This is a genomic window from uncultured Sphingomonas sp. (assembly GCF_913062585.1).
Taxonomy (GTDB): Bacteria; Pseudomonadota; Alphaproteobacteria; order Sphingomonadales; family Sphingomonadaceae; genus Sphingomonas.
On sequence record NZ_CAJXWX010000002.1, the window covers coordinates 164,326 to 184,426 of the forward strand.

General features: G+C 68.6%; 18 protein-coding genes and 1 riboswitch. Of the genes, 10 read left to right on the forward strand and 8 right to left on the reverse strand.

All coding sequences use genetic code 11. The annotated features are described in order from the left end of the window. From QZ546_RS02520 to QZ546_RS02530, 3 genes are read left to right on the forward strand one after another with little or no spacing between them, the layout of a single operon-like run. A complete protein-coding gene (locus tag QZ546_RS02520; protein ID WP_367113501.1) occupies window positions 1-996 on the forward strand; it encodes an aminotransferase class I/II-fold pyridoxal phosphate-dependent enzyme in 996 nt (331 codons plus the stop codon). After that, window positions 989-1,927: an adenosylcobinamide-phosphate synthase CbiB gene (gene cbiB, locus QZ546_RS02525; RefSeq protein ID WP_294234210.1), complete on the forward strand. Its 939-nt coding sequence runs from the start codon at window positions 989-991 to the stop codon at window positions 1,925-1,927. The genes QZ546_RS02520 and cbiB overlap by 8 nt, the downstream gene beginning before the upstream one ends. Then, a complete protein-coding gene (locus QZ546_RS02530; protein ID WP_294234212.1) occupies window positions 1,915-3,369 on the forward strand; it encodes a cobyric acid synthase in 1,455 nt (484 codons plus the stop codon). The genes cbiB and QZ546_RS02530 overlap by 13 nt, the downstream gene beginning before the upstream one ends. Here the strand turns inward: QZ546_RS02530 and cobS are convergent. From cobS to QZ546_RS02560, 6 genes are all read right to left on the reverse strand, one after another. Beyond that, window positions 3,354-4,070, reverse strand: coding sequence for an adenosylcobinamide-GDP ribazoletransferase (gene cobS, locus QZ546_RS02535; protein ID WP_294234215.1), 717 nt, complete (start codon window positions 4,068-4,070; stop codon window positions 3,354-3,356). The two genes, QZ546_RS02530 and cobS, sit on opposite strands and share 16 nt — an antisense overlap. Beyond that, window positions 4,067-4,624, reverse strand: a complete 558-nt coding sequence (locus QZ546_RS02540) for a histidine phosphatase family protein (protein WP_294234218.1) — start codon at window positions 4,622-4,624, stop codon at window positions 4,067-4,069. The genes cobS and QZ546_RS02540 overlap by 4 nt, the downstream gene beginning before the upstream one ends. Next, window positions 4,621-5,631 carry a nicotinate-nucleotide--dimethylbenzimidazole phosphoribosyltransferase gene (cobT, locus tag QZ546_RS02545; protein ID WP_294234221.1) on the reverse strand — a complete coding sequence of 337 codons (1,011 nt, stop codon included), beginning with the start codon at window positions 5,629-5,631 and terminating at the stop codon, window positions 4,621-4,623. The genes QZ546_RS02540 and cobT overlap by 4 nt, the downstream gene beginning before the upstream one ends. Beyond that, the gene (locus QZ546_RS02550) at window positions 5,628-6,035 is read right to left on the reverse strand and encodes a DUF1636 domain-containing protein (RefSeq protein ID WP_294234224.1); all 408 of its coding nucleotides are present in this window, start codon (window positions 6,033-6,035) and stop codon (window positions 5,628-5,630) included. The genes cobT and QZ546_RS02550 overlap by 4 nt, the downstream gene beginning before the upstream one ends. Window positions 6,036-6,127: 92 nt before the next feature. Continuing rightward, window positions 6,128-6,311: riboswitch (cobalamin riboswitch) on the reverse strand. A gap of 167 nt (window positions 6,312-6,478) precedes the next feature. Continuing rightward, window positions 6,479-8,743, reverse strand: a complete 2,265-nt coding sequence (locus QZ546_RS02555; RefSeq protein WP_294234227.1) for a S9 family peptidase — start codon at window positions 8,741-8,743, stop codon at window positions 6,479-6,481. After that, on the reverse strand, window positions 8,740-11,862 hold the full coding sequence (locus QZ546_RS02560; protein ID WP_294234228.1) for a glycoside hydrolase family 2 TIM barrel-domain containing protein: 3,123 nt from the start codon (window positions 11,860-11,862) through the stop codon (window positions 8,740-8,742). Before QZ546_RS02560 ends, QZ546_RS02555 begins: the two co-directional genes overlap by 4 nt. Before the next feature lie 214 nt (window positions 11,863-12,076). Here QZ546_RS02560 and QZ546_RS02565 point away from each other — a divergent pair, with 214 nt between their 5' ends. From QZ546_RS02565 to QZ546_RS02580, 4 genes are all read left to right on the forward strand, one after another. Next, the gene (locus QZ546_RS02565; RefSeq protein WP_294234231.1) at window positions 12,077-12,430 is read left to right on the forward strand and encodes a MerC domain-containing protein; all 354 of its coding nucleotides are present in this window, start codon (window positions 12,077-12,079) and stop codon (window positions 12,428-12,430) included. A gap of 93 nt (window positions 12,431-12,523) precedes the next feature. Further along, entirely contained in the window at window positions 12,524-13,423 is a 900-nt protein-coding gene (locus QZ546_RS02570) for an ROK family protein (protein ID WP_294234234.1), read from the forward strand. Between the two features lie 211 nt (window positions 13,424-13,634). Then, entirely contained in the window at window positions 13,635-14,177 is a 543-nt protein-coding gene (locus QZ546_RS02575; protein ID WP_294234236.1) for a glycosyl hydrolase 108 family protein, read from the forward strand. After that, entirely contained in the window at window positions 14,174-14,419 is a 246-nt protein-coding gene (locus QZ546_RS02580; RefSeq protein WP_294234239.1) for a 3TM-type holin, read from the forward strand. The genes QZ546_RS02575 and QZ546_RS02580 overlap by 4 nt, the downstream gene beginning before the upstream one ends. On the opposite strand, the gene QZ546_RS02585 is transcribed toward QZ546_RS02580, so the two are convergent. Continuing rightward, window positions 14,413-15,657 carry an aspartyl protease family protein gene (locus tag QZ546_RS02585; RefSeq protein ID WP_294234650.1) on the reverse strand — a complete coding sequence of 415 codons (1,245 nt, stop codon included), beginning with the start codon at window positions 15,655-15,657 and terminating at the stop codon, window positions 14,413-14,415. The two genes, QZ546_RS02580 and QZ546_RS02585, sit on opposite strands and share 7 nt — an antisense overlap. Before the next feature lie 183 nt (window positions 15,658-15,840). Here QZ546_RS02585 and QZ546_RS02590 point away from each other — a divergent pair, with 183 nt between their 5' ends. Further along, window positions 15,841-16,530 carry a SatD family protein gene (locus QZ546_RS02590; protein WP_294234242.1) on the forward strand — a complete coding sequence of 230 codons (690 nt, stop codon included), beginning with the start codon at window positions 15,841-15,843 and terminating at the stop codon, window positions 16,528-16,530. Then, window positions 16,500-16,916 (forward strand): hypothetical protein, encoded by a 417-nt coding sequence (locus QZ546_RS02595; protein WP_294234245.1) that lies wholly within the window; start codon window positions 16,500-16,502, stop codon window positions 16,914-16,916. Before QZ546_RS02590 ends, QZ546_RS02595 begins: the two co-directional genes overlap by 31 nt. A 3-nt stretch (window positions 16,917-16,919) precedes the next feature. On the opposite strand, the gene QZ546_RS02600 is transcribed toward QZ546_RS02595, so the two are convergent. Then, on the reverse strand, window positions 16,920-18,440 hold the full coding sequence (locus QZ546_RS02600; RefSeq protein ID WP_294234249.1) for an ATPase, T2SS/T4P/T4SS family: 1,521 nt from the start codon (window positions 18,438-18,440) through the stop codon (window positions 16,920-16,922). Window positions 18,441-18,549: 109 nt separating this feature from the next. Between QZ546_RS02600 and QZ546_RS02605 the strand changes: the two genes are divergently transcribed. Further along, window positions 18,550-20,079, forward strand: a complete 1,530-nt coding sequence (locus QZ546_RS02605) for a trypsin-like peptidase domain-containing protein (protein ID WP_294234653.1) — start codon at window positions 18,550-18,552, stop codon at window positions 20,077-20,079. Window positions 20,080-20,101: the final 22 nt, after the last annotated feature.

The window sequence follows — 20,101 nt, forward strand, 5'->3', positions numbered from 1 at the left end:
GTGACGCAAGCGGAAATGGGGGCGCTGACCCATCATGGCGGCCGGATCGACGCGGCGAGGACATTGTTTCCCGACGCGCCGACCCCGTGGCTGGACCTGTCGACGGGGATCAATCCGGTGCCCTGGACCCCGCCGCAAGGGCTGGCGGTCGACGCCGCGCCCTTGCCGGATCGCACCGCGCTCGCGAGTCTGGAGGCGCTGGCGGCGGCGCATTTCGGCGTTGCGGCGGAACGGGTCGCGGCGGTGCCCGGCAGCGAGATGGCGCTGCGCCTGCTGCCGCAGCTGGGCGTGCCGCAGCCGATCGTCGCGGTCCGCCCGAGCTATGGGACGCATGGCGCGGTCGCCTCTTCGCGAGTCGATCAGTCCGGACTGGACGATTGGGCAGGGCAGGCGGGAAGCCTGCTGATCGCCAATCCCAACAACCCCGACGGCGTCCATCGCTCGCCCGAGCAACTGGCGCGGCTGGCGGCGGTACAAGCGAAGGCCGGCGGCTGGCTGATCCTGGACGAAGCCTTTGCCGATGCGATGTCGGAATTGGGGCCGGGTTTCGGCGGCGGGGAGCGGGTCGTGGTGCTGCGCTCGTTCGGCAAGTTCTTCGGGCTGGCGGGGGTGCGGCTGGGTTTCGTGATCGCGGCCCCCGACATCCTGGCGCGGCTGCGCGACCTGCTGGGCGACTGGCCGGTATCGGCGCACGCCATCGCCTGGGGCCGGGCGGCCTATGCCGATCGCGCATGGATCGCCGCGACCCGGACCGCGCTGGTCGAGCGGGCGGCTGCGCTGGATGCATTGTTGGCGCAGCATGGCCTGAATGCGCAGGGCGCCTGTCCGCTGTTCCGCATGGTCGAGACGCCGGCGGCGCCTGCGATCTTCTGGCGGCTGGCGGCGGCGGGCATTCTCGTCCGCCCCTTTGCCGATGCGCCGGAGCGGCTGCGTTTCGGCGTGCCCGCGGCGGCGGCGGAGCTTGAACGATTGGACGAGGCGTTGCGGCATGGCTGATCCCGTCGCTCTGGTGGCCTTGGCGCTCGATGCGGCGATCGGCTGGCCCGACCGTCTCTATGCGCGCATCGGCCATCCCGTGGGGGCGTTTGCGCGCTTTTTGAATCGCGCCGAGCGGCTGGGCAACGCCACTGACCGGCCCGAGGGCGTGCGGCGGGGACTGGGTGTCCTGACCATGGTCCTGTTGATTGCGCTGACCGGTGGGGTGGCATGGTGGCTCGACCGGGAAGCGCACCTGTTGTTCGGCCGCTGGGGCTGGATCGCGAGTGCGGTCCTTGCCTGGCCCGCCCTCGCGCAGCGCAGCCTGTACGTGCATGTCCGCCCGGTCGCTGACGCCCTGTTGCGCGGCGACCTGCCAGCCGCGCGGTCGCTCGTCGCTCGGGTCGTGGGGCGCGATACCGAGCGGCTGGACCAGGCCGGCGTGTCGCGCGCGGCGATCGAGACGTTGGCGGAGAGCTTTTGCGACGGGATCGTGGCGCCCCTGTTCTGGCTGTTGCTGCTCGGCCTGCCGGGTGTGTGGATATACAAGGCGATCAATACCGCGGACAGCATCATCGGGCATAAGGAACCGCGCTGGCGGGCGTATGGCTGGGCGGCGGCGCGGATCGACGATGCGGCCAACTGGGTACCCGCACGGATCGCCGGGGTGCTGGTGTGCGCGGCGGGGGCAGGCGGCTGGGCGGTGATGAAGCGCGATGCCCGGGCCCATGCCTCGCCCAATGCGGGGTGGCCCGAAGCGGCGATGGCGGGCGCGTTGGGCGTCGCGCTGGCCGGGCCGGTCGCCTATGACGGGGTGACCCAGATCAAGCCGTGGATCGGGCGCGAAGGGCGGGCCGCGTCGCCCAGGGACATCGTGACCGCCCTGCAAATCTATGCGCGGGCCTGCCTATTGCTCTGGGTGATCGCCGGGAGTGTCGCATGGCTGGCGTGATGATCCAGGGCACCGGCTCGGATGTCGGCAAGTCGGTGCTGGTCGCGGGGCTGTGCCGCCTGTTCGCCAATCGCGGCCTGTCCGTTCGCCCCTTCAAGCCGCAGAATATGAGCAACAATGCCGCTGCCACCCCGGACGGCGGCGAGATCGGGCGGGCGCAGGCGACCCAGGCGATGGCGGCGCGGGTGCCCCCCCATGTCGACATGAACCCGGTGCTGCTGAAACCGCAGGGGGATCGCACCTCACAGCTGATCGTGCGCGGACAGGTGCGCGGGATGCTGCCCGCTGCGAAATGGCGCGAGGGGCGGATCGGGCTGCTGCCTGAAGTGGTCGACTGCTATCGCCGGTTGGAGGCGGAGTGCGACCTGGTCATCGTCGAAGGCGCGGGTTCGCCCGCCGAGGTCAATCTGCGTAGCGGCGACATCGCCAATATGGGCTTCGCACGCGCCGCGAACGTGCCGGTGGTGCTGGCGGGCGACATCGACCGGGGCGGGGTGATCGCCTCGCTGGTCGGCACCAAGGCGGTGATTGACCCGCAGGACGCCGCGATGATCCGCGGCTTTCTGGTCAACAAGTTTCGCGGCGATCCGGCGCTGTTCGCCGATGGCCTGGGCATTATCGCCGAGCATACCGGCTGGCCTTCGCTGGGTCTCATCCCCTGGCTGGCCGACGCCGCGCGGCTGCCGAGCGAGGATGCGGTGGTGCTCGAACGGGGCCGTGCGGACACCGGCGGGCGGGTGGTGATCGCCTGTCCGGTCACGCCACGCATCGCCAATTTCGACGATCTCGATCCGTTGAGGCTGGAGCCGCAGGTCGACCTCGTCATGGTCCGTCCGGGCGAGCCCATTCCCGATGCGGCGATGATCGTGCTAGCGGGATCGAAGGCTACCATCGCCGACCTGGCGTTCCTGCGCGCGCAAGGCTGGGACATCGACATTGCCGCGCATGTCCGGCGCGGGCGGCCGGTGCTGGGCTTGTGCGGCGGCTATCAGATGCTGGGGCGTGTCGTCGCCGATCCCGATGGACTCGAGGGGCCGGCGGGCAGCGTCGCGGGGTTGGGGCTGCTCGACATCGAGACGGTGCTGACGGCTGAGAAGACGGTGCGGCCGGTCACCGGCGAGGCGCTGGGGGCATCCTTTTCGGGCTATGAAATCCATCTCGGGCGGACGAGCGGCCCGGATACCGCCCGCCCGGTCGGGCATCTCGCCGATGGCCGGGCGGAGGGCGCGATGCGCGCGGATGGTCTTGTCGCGGGGAGCTATGTCCATGGCCTGCTCGGCGAGGCTGGGCAGCGCGCGGCGTGGCTGGCGCGGATCAGTGTGGCGGGGCAGGGCCCCGATCACCGCGCCGATGTCGATGCCGCGCTCGATGCCATCGCCGCCGTGCTGGAGGCGCATGTCGATTGCGATGCGCTGCTCCGGATCGCTCAGGACGCCCAATAGGCGAGGGTGACGATCAGCAGCCCGGTTTCGGTCAGCTCGATCCCGGCGCCATGCACATCGCCGGTCACGCCGCCCAGCTTGCGCCGGAACCAGGTTAGCAGGCTGAGCGCCAGGATCGGCGTCATCGCAAGCGGCGGATAGACGCACCCGATGGCCAGCACCGCGACGATCCAGGCCACCATATCGAACGGGCGCACGGCGCGCGACACCAACGCGCCCAGCCCGCCCTCCCGCAACGGCGGCAGGAAACGCGCCCAGACCAGCGGCCCGATCCGCGCCGCCGCCGGGATCAGCGCCAGGATCGGCCAAGCCGTGGCGGGCAGGCCGTGGAGCAGCACGAGCTTGGCCAGCAACTGGATCACCAGCGCGACCACGCCGAAACTGCCGATATGCGGGTCGGCCATCACCGCCAGCAGGCGCGTGCGATCGCCATGCGCGGCGCCCAGCCCGTCGGACAGGTCGGCGAGCCCGTCGAGGTGCAACGCCCCCGTGATCCAGACCCAGGCGACCAGTGCCGCCAGCGCCCCCGCCCAGGGGTCGATATGTCCGCCCGCCCAGCCTGCGCCCGCGACCACCGCTCCGATGACCAGCCCGGCGACGGGATAGAGGCGGATCGCTGCGGCGAAATCCGCCTCATCCGCCGCGACGCGGGGCATGGGCAGTCGGGTCAGGAAACTCAGGGCGAGGATCAGGGGCTTCATGCCGTGACCAGTCCCGTCACCTGCGCTGTCCGGGGCGCGCCGTCCCACACCGCCAGCGTGACCAGGCTGGCATAGGGCAGCGCGAAGGACCACACGGCGCGGGCATCGAACCCGCACAGGGCATGAAGCACCGCCCGCATCGCGCCGCCATGGGTGACGATCAGCGTCGGTTCGGGCGGCAGATCGGCGATGGCCGCCGCGACCCGTGCGACCAGCGCCGACCAGCGTTCGCCCCCAGGCGGCGGTGCGCCGTCGGGATCGTCCCAGAAGCGACCGAGTGCGCCCGCGTCGATCTCCGCCGCCGCCAGCCCGTCCCAGGCCCCGAAATCGAGTTCGCGCCAGCGGGGATCGACGTCCGTCGGGCCGATCGCCTCGGCACAGGCGCGAGCGCGCGACAGGTCGGAGGAGATGCGGCGCGTCACCGCCAACCCGGCCGCGCGGGCGACACAGGCGGCGATCCCCTGCGGCGTCGCCGGGCTGTCGGTCCGCCCTAGCATCCGCCCCGTCAGCTCGGGCTCGCCGTGCCGGAGCAGATGGAGCGGAAAGCCGGTCACGCGTTCGCCACGCCCGCTTCGGCGAAGGTCGCCATGCCGTCATGCGCGGCCAGCGCCGAACGGATGACCTGCACCGCCACCGCCGCGCCGCTGCCCTCGCCCAGTCGCATCGTCAGCGACAGGATCGGTTCCAGCCCCAGACGCGCGAGGAGCAGGCTGTGCCCCGGTTCGGCCGAGCAGTGGCCCGCCAGGCAATGGGCGGTGATGGCGGGATCGGCCATCGCCAGCGGCGCGACCGCCGCCGTGCCGATAAAACCGTCAAGGACCACGGATATCCGCTTCGTCCGCGCGGCAACCACGGCGCCGGCCATGGCGGCGATCTCGCGCCCGCCCAGACGGCGCAGGATCTCGAACGCGCTGGTCAGATGGTCGCGGTGCAGGGCCAACCCCTCGGCCACCACCGCCGCCTTGCGCTGGAGGCCCAGCGCATCGACCCCGGTGCCGGGACCGACCCACAGGTCGGCGGCCCCGCCGAAACTGGCCGCGGCCAGTGCGGCCGCCGGCGTGGTGTTGCCGATCCCCATCTCGCCCAGCACCAGCAGGTCGGCATCGCCCACCGCCTCGGCCCCGGCGGACAAGGCGGCCAGGCATTCCGCCTCGCTCATCGCCGGGCCGGTGGTGAAGTCGGCGGTCGGCCGGTCGAGGTCGAGCGGCACCACGGCCAGCTCCAGCCCGGCCGCCGCCGCCAGCGCATTGATCGCGGCGCCTCCGGCGGCGAAATTGGCGACCATCTGCGCGGTCACTTCCGGGGGAAAGGCGCTGACGCCGCGCGCGACGACACCGTGATTCCCGGCAAAGATGATCGCCCGGCCGCGCGCGATGCGAGGCCGTTCGACCCCCTGCCACCCGGCCATGAAGATCGCGATCTCTTCCAGACGGCCGAGCGAACCCGGCGGCTTGGTCAGCTGGCCCTGTCGTGCGGTGGCGGCATCGCGGGCGGCTTGGTCAGGCTGGCTCAGGCTGGCCAGCGCCGCCTCGAAGGCGGCGACGGTCGGGAAGAGGCTCATTCGACGACGAATCCTTCGGGGGGCGTGCGGGTGAGGAAGTGACCCTTCACCCCTTGCGGCCATTGCTTGTAGGGCACCTGCCCCCAGTCGCTGTCGGCATAGGCGCGGGCATAGTCCAATATGGCGCGCGCGGCGTCCTCGTCGGGGGCGAACTTGCCCAGGACATAGCCGACCTTGCCCGGGCAGCGCAGATGCACGGCGCTGAAGGACTGGCAGGCGAAGAGGCAGGGCATCTCCTGAACTTCTATATCGGCATAGGCCGGATCGGATGACTGGACGCGCCGCAGCGCCGCGACCAGCAATGCGCCGCCGCGCTGGCCTTCGTCATTCTCGCGCGCGTCTTCGGACAGGCGACAAGTGTTGCAGGCAACCACGGCGGGGCCGTTCGCGGCGGGTTTCAGCATAGGGTCGACTCGGTCATTCGGGGCATATCTCCAACGGCGCTGTCGTCGCGCGCGGGGGAAAGCCCCGTTTCGGCCGGCACACCCTGACCGGTCGAAGGACGACTGCGACGGGCAGGTCTCCTGGCTCGCGGGTCGGGGCCAGTTCGCCGCCTTCTCGGGGGTTTCCCCAATGGCGTCGTGGCGAACGGCTCGCCGCTTACAGTTGCAGGGGCAGCCGGGGCGTTCCACCCCATTCCCTTTTGATCCCCGAAGGGAACCTGTCGCGGGATGGGCGATAGGCGCGGGGAGGGCGGGAGGCAACACCGCTATGCCCTTCCACCTCCCGCCGTCCGCCCCGGCGGAGGCCGGGGCCCAGTTGCCGTGACGTTCGTGGCGCGCCTCATGGGACGGCGAAACTGGACCCCGGCCTCCGCCGGGGTGGGCAAATATTGTTGAGGGAAGCGCTATTCCTCCCCGCGCAACGCTTTCAGGAAAAAGGCATATTGCCGCCGCATCGCGTACGCCACCGGGCCGGTGCTGCGCCCCGCCGTATGTTCGCCACCGGGGATGACCAGCAGGTCGAAATCCTTGTCCGCCTTGATGAGGGCATCGACCACCTGCGTCGTGCTGGCGGGATCGACGTTCGAATCCTGCTCGCCGACGACCAGCATCAGCTTGCCCTGCAACTGGTGCGCATGGACCACGCCCGAGGCGTCGAGGTAACTCCGGTCGACCGGATAGCCGAGCCATTGTTCGTTCCAGTCGATCTTGTCCATCCGGTTGTCGAAGCACCCGGCATAGGCCACCCCGGCCTTGTAGAAGTCGGGGTGGAAGAGCAGCGCGTTCAGCGTGCTCTGCCCGCCTGCCGAGCCGCCATAGATGCCGACGCGGCTGATATCGGCGGCGGGGTCTTTCGCGTTCAGCGCCTTCATCCAGGCGATCCGGTCGGGAAAGCCGCTATCGGCAAGGTTCTTCCAGGCGACGTCGTGAAAGGCCTTGGAACGGTTGGTGGTGCCCATGCCGTCGATCATCACCACGATGAAGCCCAGATCGGCGAGCTGCTGCATCCCCATGACCTTGTCGCCGCCGGAGAAACCGCCGAACGGCCAGAAGGCCTTGGGCACGAAACTGTCATGCGGCCCGGCATAGATATTCTCGATCACCGGGTAACGCTTGGCCGGGTCGTAATCGCGCGGGCGGACGACCAGGCCGTAAATATCGGTCTTTCCGTCGCGGCCCTTGGCGGTGAAGCGCTCCGGCGGGCGGAACCCGGCGGCGGTCAGCGCGGTGATGTCGCCCTTTTCCAGCGTCTGGATCAGGCGGCCATCGCGTGCGTCGTGCAGTTCCATGGTCTCGGGGCTGTCGGTGCGCGAATAGACGTCGACATAGGTCGCCATGTCGGGGGCGAAGCGGACCTCGTGCGTCGCGTTCTCGCGGGTCAGGCGGGTCAGGTTGCGGCCGTCGAAATCGACCCGGAACCACTGCTTGTAATAGGGGTCCTCGCCGGGAACGAAGCCGCTGGCCGAGAACCAGATCTGCCGCTTCTCGTCATCGACATGCGCAATGTCGCGGACCAGCCAGTTGCCCTTGGTGATCTGGCGCACGATTCGGCCGGTGGTGCCGTCGACCAGATAGAGATGCCGCCAGCCGTCCCGCTCCGAGGTCCAGAGGATTTCGCGGCCCAGTCCCTTCACGTCGTGCGACCAGATGCGGTCGCGGAAGACGAAGGTCTTCGCCGTCTCGGTCACGGCGGCATGGGCTGCGCCGGTATCGGCATCGACGGCGATGATCTTCGCCTCGCCGAAACCGCGTTTCAGGTCGTCAAAGGCGAAACTTTTGCTGTCGGCCCGCCATTCGGGGGCGGACAGGGTATAGGCATTTGCGAACAGGCTGGGGTCGATCTCGGTCCGCTGGCCGTCCGACGCACGGAATAGAACCGGCGCTTCCTGGTCCACCGCGTCGCCGGGCTTGGGATAGAGTTGCTGGACGACCTCGGGCTGGACCTTGCCCGGTGGCGCGGCGAGGACGCGCGTGACCATGCGGGCATAGCCGGGACGGACGCGTTGGAGCGCGATATGCCGGCCGTCGGGACTCCAAGCGATGGTTTCGGGATCGTAGAAATTGGCGGGGCTGCCGTCCTGCGAGCGCCAGACCTCCTTCCCGCCACCGGCCGCACGCACGACCAGATTGTCGTCGAGGACCAGCGCCTCCAACCGGCCATCGGGCGACAGGCGTGGGTGGTTGTCGGCGGGCACGCGCAGGTCGCGCACCACGCCGAAGCCGCGCGGGCGGCTGGGGTTATCGGGCGGGACGACGGCGCAGACCGGCTGGACAAGGGTGCAGCGATAGACGGTCTCGTCATACCCTATCGAAAATCGGATCGCCGAACGGTCGGGCGTATAGCTGAAATGCTCGAAGGGCAGACGCAAGGGCGCGATGGTCTCGCCCATCACCTTGCCCAGCGCCGGGGCGAGCGTGGCGGCGTCGACGGCGGGGGCCTTGGCGCGGGTGGCGGCGTCGACATCGACGAAGGCGAAGCCGCCCTCGACCGTCTTGCGATAATGGAAATGCCGCCCGTCCGCATCCCATTCGGCGGGCGAGGCGATGTCGCGGGTCAGCCATTGCCACTGGTCGCGCAAGACCAGCGACTGCGCGATACGCTGGGGCACGGTCTGTGCCGCCAGCGGCGTGGTGGTCAGCAGGAGCGAGAGGGCCAGCAGGCGCTTCATTGCGCGGCTCCGATCGTGAAGCTGTAGGTCAGCGGCTGGAGCGTGATGCGATAGGGCATGTGCGCCCGGCCATCGAGATTCCAGCCGGTATCGCCGCCGACCCCCGCCTGCGCGGTGTCGATCAGCAGCGTCCCGTCGCCGTGCGGATAGATGTCCGAGCTATGCGCCTGCGACGGCGGCTTCATCGCCAGGTCGGCATAGGGGAAGGGCAGCGCGTTGACCGACAAAGGCTGCGCCCCCGTCACGCGCAGGCCGACGCTGGTGCCGGTCAGCTGAATCCAGCGGACATCGGTCTCGTTGCCGCTCTCCTGCGGTCGGGCATAATCGTGATACTGATCGGCCAGCGCGCCGTCCCAGCGGGCGATCATCGCACCGGTCTTGCGGTCGGCATAATTCTCCCATGGTCCGCGCCCGAACCAGCTTACCCGCGTGAATTGCTGCCCCGGCGTCGCGAAGGCCAGGCCGACGCGCAACGGATCGGGCAATGTCGCGCGCAGCGGCGTGAAGCGGACGGTCGCGGTCGCGCTGCCGTCCGGCGCCATGGTCCAGCGCGTCTCCATCTTGACCGATCCGACGCCCATGTCGTGATCGACCAGGATCGCATCGCCGTCGCGCCGAATAGCGTCGAGGCGGCGATGCTCGGAGAAATATTGCCACATCGCATGGCTCTTGGGCACGCCCGACCCGATGTCGTTGTCGGTCGGTGCGCGATAGAAATTGGGCGCGCCGCCGGTCAGCAGCGTCTTGCCGTCGCGGGCATAGCGGCGGACCAGGCCGGTTCCCCGATCGATCTCGAGCACCGCATTCCCGGCCTTCAGCGTCATCGCATCGGCGCTTTCCTCCGGCGTGACCGAGCCTGCCGGGGCGGCAGCGAAGACGGGTGCGGACAGCGCGAACTGTTCCCAGCCGACGACATGACCCGCAGGCAGCGGCGGGATCGCTCCCGTCTTCGTCCGGGCGCGCAGGATCAGCGAGCGTTCGGCCGTGGCGTCCCTGGCCGGGGGCAGGGCGAAGGCGAGGGGGGCGCTTTGCCCCGGTGCGACGGACGGCGTGGCGATGCTGCCCCGCGCGGTCTCGACGCCGTTCTCCAGCACCGTCCAGTCCAGCGTGAAACGCGACAGGTCGATATGGTCGTGGCGATTGACCACCTGCCACCCGCCGCCGTCATGGGTGAAGGCGATCGGCGACTGGACATGCGCCATCTCATAATATTCGGGATCGGGCGTCCGGTCCGACTGGATCACGCCGTCGCCTACGGGGCTGTCGTCGCCGTGCAGCCCGGCATCCTTGGGATCGGGATCGTAATCCAGCCCCTGGCCCCAATAGGGGCGCCCGGCCTTGTCCTTCAGGATCATCGTCTGGTCGACCCAGTCCCAGACGAAGCCGCCCTGCAGCTTGGGATATTTGCGGAAGGTGTCCCAATAGCCCTGGAAGTCGCCCAGGCTGTTGCCCATCGAATGGGCATATTCGCACAGGATCAGCGGTTGGGTGAATTCGGGCCGCGTGGCATAATCGGCCAGCTTCTCGACATCGTCGTACATGGGCGCGAAGATGTCGACATAGGCGTTGGTCGGATGCCGCCAGCCGCTCATGCTATAGCCGAGGAAGTTGATGAGCCGCGTCTTGTCGTGCGCGCGCACCCATTTGGCCGCCGCCTCGAAATTGGGGCCGACGCCGCTTTCATTGCCCAGCGACCAGAAAATGACCGAGGGGTGGTTGCGATCCCGCTCGACCATGCGCTGCACGCGGTCGAGATGCGCGGCGGCCCATTCGGGCTTGTGGCCCAGGTTCAGCGTCGGGTCGTTCTTTTCCTGGGTAAGGCTGAGATAGCCGTGGCTCTCGATATTGGCCTCGTCCATCACGTACAGGCCGTACTCGTCGGCCAGGTCGTACCAGCGCGGATCATTGGGATAGTGCGAGGTGCGAACCGCATTGATATTGGCGGCCTTCATCAGCTCGATATCCTTGCGCATCGTCGCCTCGGAGACGACGTGGAAGGTATAAGGGTCATGCTCGTGCCGGTTGACGCCGCGGATCATGATCCGCTTGCCGTTCACCCGCACCTCGCCCCCTGCGATCTCGACGGTGCGGAAGCCGATGCGGCGGCTGGTCGCCTCGATCAGCCTGCCCTTCGCATCGAGCAGTTCGACCAGCAGCGTGTAGAGGTTCGGGTCCTCCGCGCTCCACGTCTTCACGCCCGGCACCTCGGCGGTGATCGTCGCGTTCGTACCGGCGGGCGTCGCGCTACGGGTCAGGACCGTGCGCTTGCCGTCGAGCAGGGTAACGCGAACGCTGGTGCCCGCCGCCGCGCCCGCCAGGTCGATCTGCGCCGACAGCGTGCCGTCGCGATAGTCATGGGTCAGCCCGGCGTCGACACCCAAGTCGCGGATATGCGTCTGCGGCGCGGCGTAGAGGGTGATCGACCGCTCGATCCCGTTGACCCGCCAGAAATCCTGATCCTCCAGATAGCTGCCGTCGGAAAAGCGGTAGAGTTCGATCGCGATCGTGTTCTTGCCCGGCCGGGCGGCGCGGCTGATGTCGAATTCGGTGGGGAGCTTGGAATCCTCCGAATAGCCGATCTTCTGGCCGTTGACCCAGAGATAATAGGCCGCCCCCGCCGCGCCGATATTCAGCAACAGGCGGCGCCCGGCGAAATGGGCGGGTACGGTGAAGTCGCGGCGATAGGAGGCGACCTCGTTCAGCCGGTGCTCGATGAACGGTTCGTTGCGGGGGAAGGGATAGCCGCTGCCGACAAAGACCGGGCGGCTCAGCCCCTCGGCCTGGAGGATGCCCGGCACCTTCACGTCATGCCAGGTCGAGACATCGCGCGACGGATCCTCGAAGCCGATCGGCCGCGCCTCCGGATTGGGGGACATGTGCACCTTCCACGTGCCGTCGAGCGAGAGGTGATAGCGCGATTTCGTCACGTCGCCCGCCAGCGCGCCGCCGCGCGTCTCGAACCCGGCGAAGCTGGTGTGCATCGGCTCCGCGCCGATATGGTCGACCGCCGGATTTTCCCAGTCCGGCCGTGCGGGGGGCTGGGGCGGGGTCTGGGCGAAGGCGCCCCCTGCGATCAGCGCGGACAGGCCTGCGCATAACAACAGCCGGGTGCTTGCCATTTCGTCATCCTCTACTCGATACGCCTGCAGCGTAGATTATACGGAATACAATTTAAAGAGGTCTGCGCCATGGGTTGAAATCAATGATACAATATCACACATGCGCGTTCCGGGGGCGATCGAAAGGCAGATATTCATGATCCATCGCCGTGGCACACGGCCTTCCGCGCCCTTTGCCGGGGCTCGACCCACCCGGTCATGGGGGTTCGATCACATGGCCATGTCCGCCTCCGCCCTGTGCCTGGTCCATTGCCTGCTGTTGCCGGTCGCGATCGCCTTTCTGCCGGCACTGGCCGCGTGGACGGATAGCGGCGAGGTCTTTCATCTGGTGATGCTCGCCATCGCGCTGCCGCTCAGCGGGGGCACGTTGCTGCTGGGGTGGCGACGCCATGGTTCCATCGGCCCGCTTGTCCTGGGCGTGCCGGGGTTGGCGCTGCTGATGCTGGGGCTGGCGTTCGAGGGGCGCGTCCTTGGCACCGCGCTGACCGTCGCGGGCGGCGTGGCCCTGGCCATCGCCCATGTCTGCAACCTGCGGGCGACCAATTTGGCACGGCTGGCGGCCCGCTGAATCTGCCATTTTCCTACGCCCGCCCTTGACCGGGACAGGCGGTTTCGCGCAGGCGCGGACCGAACATATCCCAAAAAACGGGCGGAGACAGAAATGAGCGGGGCAGAGGATCGCATCGTCGCGGGTGTCGAGCTGGGCGGTACGAAATCGATTGTATTGATCGGGCGCGGGCGGGACATCCTTGTGTCCGAGCGCCTGCCGACCACGACCCCGGCGGTGACGCTTGCCGCGCTCCGCCAGCGCCTGGCCGAATGGCGCGATCAATATCAGCCCGAGGCGCTGGGCATCGGCAGCTTCGGTCCGATCGCGCTGGACAAGAGCGGCATGGACTATGGCCATATGCTCGCCACCCCCAAGCCCGGCTGGGCGGGCGCGGACGTGGTCGGTGCGCTGGGCGAGGGCTTTGGCGAGCGCGTGGCGATCCATACCGACGTGACCGGCGCCGCGCTGGCCGAGGGGCAGTGGGGCGCGGCGCGGGGCTTGGCCGACCATGTCTATGTGACCGTCGGCACCGGCGTCGGCATGGGCATCATCGTCAATGGCCAGCCCATTTCGGGCCGGATGCACCCCGAGGCGGGCCATGTCCGCGTCCGCCGCGTCGCGGGCGACACGTTCGCGGGCGCCTGTCCCTTCCATGGCGACTGTCTGGAAGGGCTGGTCGCCGGTCCCGCCATCGCCGCCCGCACCGGTCGCCCCGCGCAGGAGCTGGCCCAGGACGATCCCGCCTGGGCGTTCGTCGCGGACGCGCTGGCGGAGAGCTTTGCCGGACTGTTCCTGACGCTCGCCTGCGGTCGTATCGTGATCGGCGGCGGCGTGGGCGTCGGCCAGCCCCAGCTGCTCGAGATGATCCGCGCCGGTGTCGTCGAGAAGCTGTCGGGGTATCTTCCCTTCGTTACGACCGCCGATGTCGCCAACCGCATCGTCCATGCGCAACTGGGCGACCAGGCCGGGCCGCTCGGTACGCTGGCGCTGGCGCGGACCGTGCTGGACTGAGGATATAGTCCTCCCCGGCACGGGGCGGTGGCAGGGCGAAGCGCTGACGGGGGCTTCCACACGGGGGCGTCCCTTGCGGCGCGCCCCCTCCACCCCCGCTTCGCGGCGGTCCCCCTCCCCGTGCCGGGGAGGAGCGAGAAAATCCTGTCCTACAGCGAACCGATATGGTTCGTATTCTCCCGTGAAGGGGGAGAGCGACATGGTGCAGGACATGACGGGAGTCGACGCGCTGATCGCGCAGGTGATCGCGCGCGAGGGGGATTATAGCGACCATCCCGCCGATCGCGGCGGTGCCACGCGGTTCGGGATCAGCGAGGCGGTGGCGCGGGCGGACGGCTATGCCGGGCCGATGCGCCGCCTGCCGCTGGCCCGCGCCGAATCGATCTATCGCCGCCTTTATTGGACTTCACCCGGTCTCGACCAGGTGGCGAAGCGCGCACCCCGTCTGGCCGGAGAGCTGTTCGACACCGGCGTGAATATGGGGACGGGCGTGGCGGCGGGTTTTCTGCAGCGCGCGCTCAATGCGCTCAATCGCGGCGCACACGACTATCCCGACCTGACGGCGGACGGGCGGATCGGTCCGGCGACGCTGGCCGCGCTCGACGCCTTTCTGCGCCATCGCGGTCCCGCGGGCGAGGTCGTGTTGCTCAAGGCGGTCGAGGCGCTCCAGGGCGAACGGTACCTCGAACTGGCCGAGCGGCGACCCGCCAATGAGGCGTTCCTCTATGGCTGGCTGGCGGACCGGCTGTCATGAGCGGGGAGAGCGATGTCTGGACCCGGCGAGCGCGGCCGAGCTTCCTCTATGTCATGTACGCGCTGCTGCTCTGGAGCATCCCGATGGGGGTGCTCGCCGGATGGCGGCCTGCGATGGCGGCGGCGATGATCCGCGGCATGGGCAGCTATCTGGCCGCGATTCCGGAGCCGCTCTACGCGCTCTTCGGCACCGGCTATCTGGGCTACACCGCCGCGCGCGAATGGGGGAAGCGGCGTCAGTAGAAGCGCGTGAGGGTCAGCTTGCGGTCCTGCCCGTCGCAGGTGCGCAGCGTCACGACCGTGCCGGGTTTGCCGATCGTCCAGCGCGCGATCGGGCTGTCGACATAGTCGCGGGGGATGGGCTGCCCGTCGATCGCGCAGATCGTGTCGCCTTCGTGCCAGCCGCTCGCTTCCGCCGGGCCGCCGCGCATGACGTGCAGGATGCGCAGCCGGTCACTCGCCACGCCCAGCAGCAGCCCGGCGGTCGAGCGTTGTGCGGGCGAATCGGCATGGGGGCCAGGCTTCAGGATCATCCGCCCCGCGCCGGGATCGAGCAGCACGCGATAGCGTTGCAGGAAGCCTGACCCGATCCGACCCGCCGCGCCGACCGATTCGCTGAAGCCCTGGGGCGGCTCGATCCGTACCTCCACCTCATGCGCGGTCAGCGTCCCCAGCCGGACGGTGGGCGCGATCGCTAGGTCGCTGACCGTGGCCCCCGCCAGGCCGAAGCCGATCGCGCTGGTCGTGGGCAGCCCGGTCAACCGCGCCGCACGCCACCCGGCCTGCGTTACGGTCAGCGCCGACCCGTCGCCGGTATCGACGATGATCGGCGACAGCCGCGCCGCACCCAGCCCGACGGCGCTTTCATAGACCCGCCGCTCGGCCGAAACCGTCAGCGGCGCGGTCGCCCCGGTAAACGGCATCCGGCCCGACGGGATCAGCCGGAAGCGCTTGGCCGCATAGTCGATGTCGAGCGCATGGGGGGCCAGCAGGTCGCGACCGACCAGCAGGTCGACCGCCGTCGTCTCCCCCGTCGCCAGCGCAGGCAACGGGGCGACGACCACGCCGCCGCCCTTGCGCGTCAGGCCACCCAGGCTGAGGGTGCGGGTCGGCATCCACCCGATCGCGACCGCCCCGCCGATCGCGCTCGCTTCGCCGCCGGGGCGCACCTTCGCCTTGCTGGCCAGGGGAGAGCTTTTCGACAACAGGCTGAAGCTCACGCCGGTGTCGAGGATCGCGGTGACGCTGCGCCCGTCGACGGTCATGGTAAAGCGGATCTGGTTGCCGGGCGTGAGTTGGAAAGGGATCCAGCGCGCCTCCGCGTCCGGCGCCAGCGTCGCGACGCCGGGATCGCGCGTGGCGGCGGCGATGACGTCCTCCTGCACCGCCGGAGTGGTCTTTGGCTCCCGTTGTGCCCTGGGCGCGATCATCGCAGCGGTCAGCAACAGGGGGATGGGGAGCAGATAGAGCAGACGACGCATCACGCCCCAACGCGTAGCGGATCGGGAAGCTGCGCGCGAGCCGGTCCCTTTGCGAAGGCGAGGCTGCTCCCGGGCATCGGGGAAATTTACCCATATCAAGGCTAGGATAGATATTAACCCGTTTTTGGGATAATAGAAAAATTAGCCCTATATTGGGTGAAAGCCATGGAGTGGATCCAATCTATGCCGTTCCTCGCCGTTCTCATGGGCGATCTTGTCGATAGCGAGAGGCACGATGATCCGCAGCGCCTCCATGCCGATTTCAACGAGGCCATCGACCGCCAGAACGCCTTGCTCGCCGCCGCGATCGCATCGCCGCTGACGGTCACATTGGGGGACGAATTCCAGGGGCTGCTACAGTCGCTGGTCGCTGCGGCGCGGGCGGCGCGAGAGATCCGGTTCGATCTGATGCGGCGGGCGGTCGATTGCCGGTTCGTGATCGGCCTGGTCGACCTCAAGACCGCCCTGAATCAGGAACGTGCCTGGAACATGATGGGGCCGGGCTTTGCGGCGGCGCGCGAACGGCTCGGCGAGAAGCGATCGGGGAACCGCTATCGCTTCTCCGTGCCCCAGGATGCGCTGCTCGAAACTCTGCTGGAAGCCATCGGCGCCAGTCTGACCGCCATCGAGCGCAACTGGTCGCAGGCCCAGCGCGACGTCGTCATCGCTCTTCTGGAGGGGGCCTCGATCGCGGAGGTGGCCCGGGCGCGCGATGTCGGCATTCCCAATGTCTATAAAGTGCGCAGCGCCGGCGATTATGATCTGTACACGACCGAATGGAATGCGGTTCAACAGGCGCTGGGAGCACTCGATCATCGCTACGGACTGCCGGGAGCAGACACTTGGTCCACATATTCCTTTACACCGGCATAGCGGTGTTCGCGCTGATCTGGGTCGGCAACGGCCTCTGCCGCGGGATTTTCAGCCTGGCGGGTCTGAAGGATTCGATCGCCCATCTGCCGGCGCCGGTGCATAGTGCGGGGCGCTGGATCGGGGCGTTCGAACGACTGATCCTGGCCGTGGGGATCATCGTGCACAGCTGGGAAATCCTGGCCGCAGTCATTGCGCTCAAGACGGTCGCGCGCTTCAAGGACATGGATGACCGCGCCTTTGCCGAATATTTCCTCGTCGGTTCGCTGTTCAGCATCTTCTGGACGATGATCGTGACCAGCGCCTGGCTGGCCTATGACCACCAGGTCGGCGGCGACGTCCGAAAGCACGCCGAACAATGGATGGGTATCGCGGCCGGGAAGGACTGATCCTTACAGACACGCCTCCAGCAGCGCCTTGTCGAACCCGAACTGCTTGGCCTTGTCCAGCGTATAGGGGCGCAGGCCCGCCGAGCGGTATTCGCCGATGATCTTCCCGTCCGTGCCCTCGTCCTGATATTCGAAGCTGAACAGCTCCTGGGTGACGATCACCGGGCCTTCCATGCCGATCACCTCGGTGATGTTGGTCACGCGGCGGCTGCCGTCGCGCAGGCGCTTGACCTGGATGACCATGTCGACCGAGTCGGCGATCTGGCGGCTGATCGCGTCCTTGGGGACCTTGATGTCGGACATCATCACCATATTCTCCATGCGGGCCAGCGCCTCGCGTGGGGAATTGGAGTGGAGCGTGCACATCGAGCCGTCATGGCCGGTGTTCATCGCCGCCAGCATGTCGAAACATTCGGCGCCGCGAATTTCGCCCAGGATGATCCGGTCGGGCCGCATACGCAGCGCATTGCGCACGAGGTCGCGGATGCTGATCTCGCCCTGGCCCTCGAGGTTGGCGGGGCGGGTTTCCAGCGGCAGCCAGTGTGGCTGTTGCAGGCGGAGTTCGGCCGCGTCTTCGATGGTCAGCACGCGCTCGCCCGGGTCGATCATCTTGGACAGGGCGTTCAGCATCGTCGTCTTGCCCGAGCCGGTGCCGCCCGAAATCACGACGTTGAACCGGCACGCGCCCGCGATCTTCAGGAGGGTCGCCATGTCATTGCTCATCGACCCGCCCGCCGCCATCATGTCGAGCGTGATCGGTTTCGCCGAGAATTTGCGGATCGAGATGGCGGTGCCGCGAAGCGACAGCGGCGGCACGATCACGTTGACGCGGCTGCCGTCCTTCAGGCGCGCATCGGCCAGCGGCGTGGTCTGGTCGACGCGGCGGCCGACCGAATTGACGATGCGCTGCGCGACCTGGAACAGATGCTCCTCGTCGCGGAAGCGGATATTGGCGAGTTCCAGCTTGCCCTTGCGCTCGACATAGGTCTGCTCGGGGCCATTGATCATGATGTCGGTGATGTCGGCATCGGCGAGCAGCTCCTCGAGCGGGCCCAGGCCCAGCAGCTCGTCGACCAGCACCTTTTCCAGCGCGAACTGCTCGCGCCGGTTGAGCGTCAGCTTCAGCTCGGCCAGCACTTCGCCGATGATCGGGCGGAATTCCTCGGCCAGCTCGTCCTTGCCCAGGGTCGCGGCGGCTTCCGGGTCGACGCGCTCCAGCAGGCGGGGGAGCACCTGTTCCTTGATCCGGTGGATCGACGCCTCGAATCCCTCGCCACGCGCGGGGGTGGGGTCGGCGGACGCGGCCTGGCGTTCGGCCAAGCGCTGCATCGCATCGGCGGCGGTGCCGGGCGGCGCATTGGGGGCAAGCGCGCTCAGCGGCGGGAATTGCTGCCCGCCCGTCGGCGGCGACTCGGCTTCGGGGCGTGGTGCCGGGCCCGGGCCGTGCATGGGCCGCGCCACGCCGAAGGCCGGGCGCCCACCCGGCGCACTACCCAAACCCTGACGGCGACCGAACGCGCTCATGCCCATTTTTCCCATGACATGGCATCGGGCTATAAATGGCAAGATTTACCAGATGCCTAACCGATCCCGGTTGCGGGGGGCGGAGCGGCCGGGATATGGCCCGATCCCGATGCTAAGCCGGTTCGTCTCCGTTTGCCTGTTGTCGGCCCTGCTGATGCTGGTCGGCCTGTGGCCCGTCGCGGCGCGCGCCGACGATATCGCCGCCACCGCGCGCGGCGTGGTGCGGGTCGTGACCATCGCGATGGTCGACGATCAGGTCGCCGGATTCGGCCATGGATCGGGCTTTGCCGTCGCGCCCAACCGGATCGTCACCAACGCGCATGTCGTCGAACTGGCCGAGCGCTATCCCGACAATGTCGTGATCGGGGTCGTGCCCTCGGAAGGCAGCAAATCCTATCAGGGGCGGGTCATCGCCTATGATGCGCGCCGCGACCTGGCGTTGATCGAGGTGAGCGAGGCCAAGCTGCCCCCCGCCGCGCTGTTCACCGGCCCGGTGACGGAGGGGGACCAGGTGATCGCGCTGGGCTATCCCGGCAATGTCGACCTGGCGACGGCGCAGTCGGCGGCGGACTATATCCGCCCGCTATCGCCCGTCCGGTCGCAGGGTGTTGCCTCGGGCCGCCGCGCGCTGACGGGGATCGAGGTGCTGCTCCATACCGCCAGCATCGCGCGCGGCAATTCGGGCGGGCCGCTGCTCGATCCGTGCGGGCGGGTGATCGGGGTCAATTCGGCGCTGACCCGCGCCGATGACGGCGATTCGACCTTCGGCTTCGCGATCGCCGATACCGAGCTGATGGCGTTCCTGCGCGCCGCCAAGCAGCCTTATACGTCGGTCGGCGTGCCATGCACCTCGATCGAGGAGCGGCTGCGCGAGGATAGCGCGGCCGATGCCAAGGCGGTCGCCGATGCCGCCGCCGCCAAGCGGGACGAGGCCAATGCCGCCGCCTTTCGCCGCGAAGAGGCGCTGAACGCCGCGCGCGCCCAGGCGGAACGGCTGCGCGAGAATGTCATGGCGGTCGCCGCCCTGCTGCTGGTCGCGGGTGCGCTGGTGATCGGCGGCGCGGGGCTGCTCGAAACGCGCGGGCGCCGGCGTCACGCGGTCATCGCGGTCTCGATCGGCGGCGTCGCGGTCGTCGCGGCGGTCGTCGTCTTCCTGCTGCGCCCCTCGGCGGAGGTCAGCCTGCCGCGCGAGGTGATGGCGACGACGCCCGGCATGGCCGCGCCGGGAGCGGCGATCGGGCCGCTGCTGTGTACGCTTCAGCCCGACCGCAGCCGGATCACCGTGTCCTCGACCGCCGAAACGCGGCTCGACTGGGGTGCCAATGGCTGCGCCGATGGCCATGTCCAGTATCTGGAGGGCGAGGGCGGCTGGCAGCGGATCATCGTGCCCGACGAGGAGCCGACGGTGACGGTCGCGCGCTTCGATCCGGTCACGCGCACCTATACCCAGACGCGCTACATGATGCCCGCCGCGTCGATGGAGGCGATCCGCAAGCTGGAACAGCCGACCACGCCCAAGGGCTGTGTGAAGACCGACAAGGCGCTGCAAAATCTGGAAGGCGTACAGGCCCAGATCCGCCAGCAGCTGCCGCCGCTGCCCAATGAGAAGCTCGTCTATAGCTGCCGGTCGGGTCGCTGAGCGAATGGGGCTTGCCCCGGCT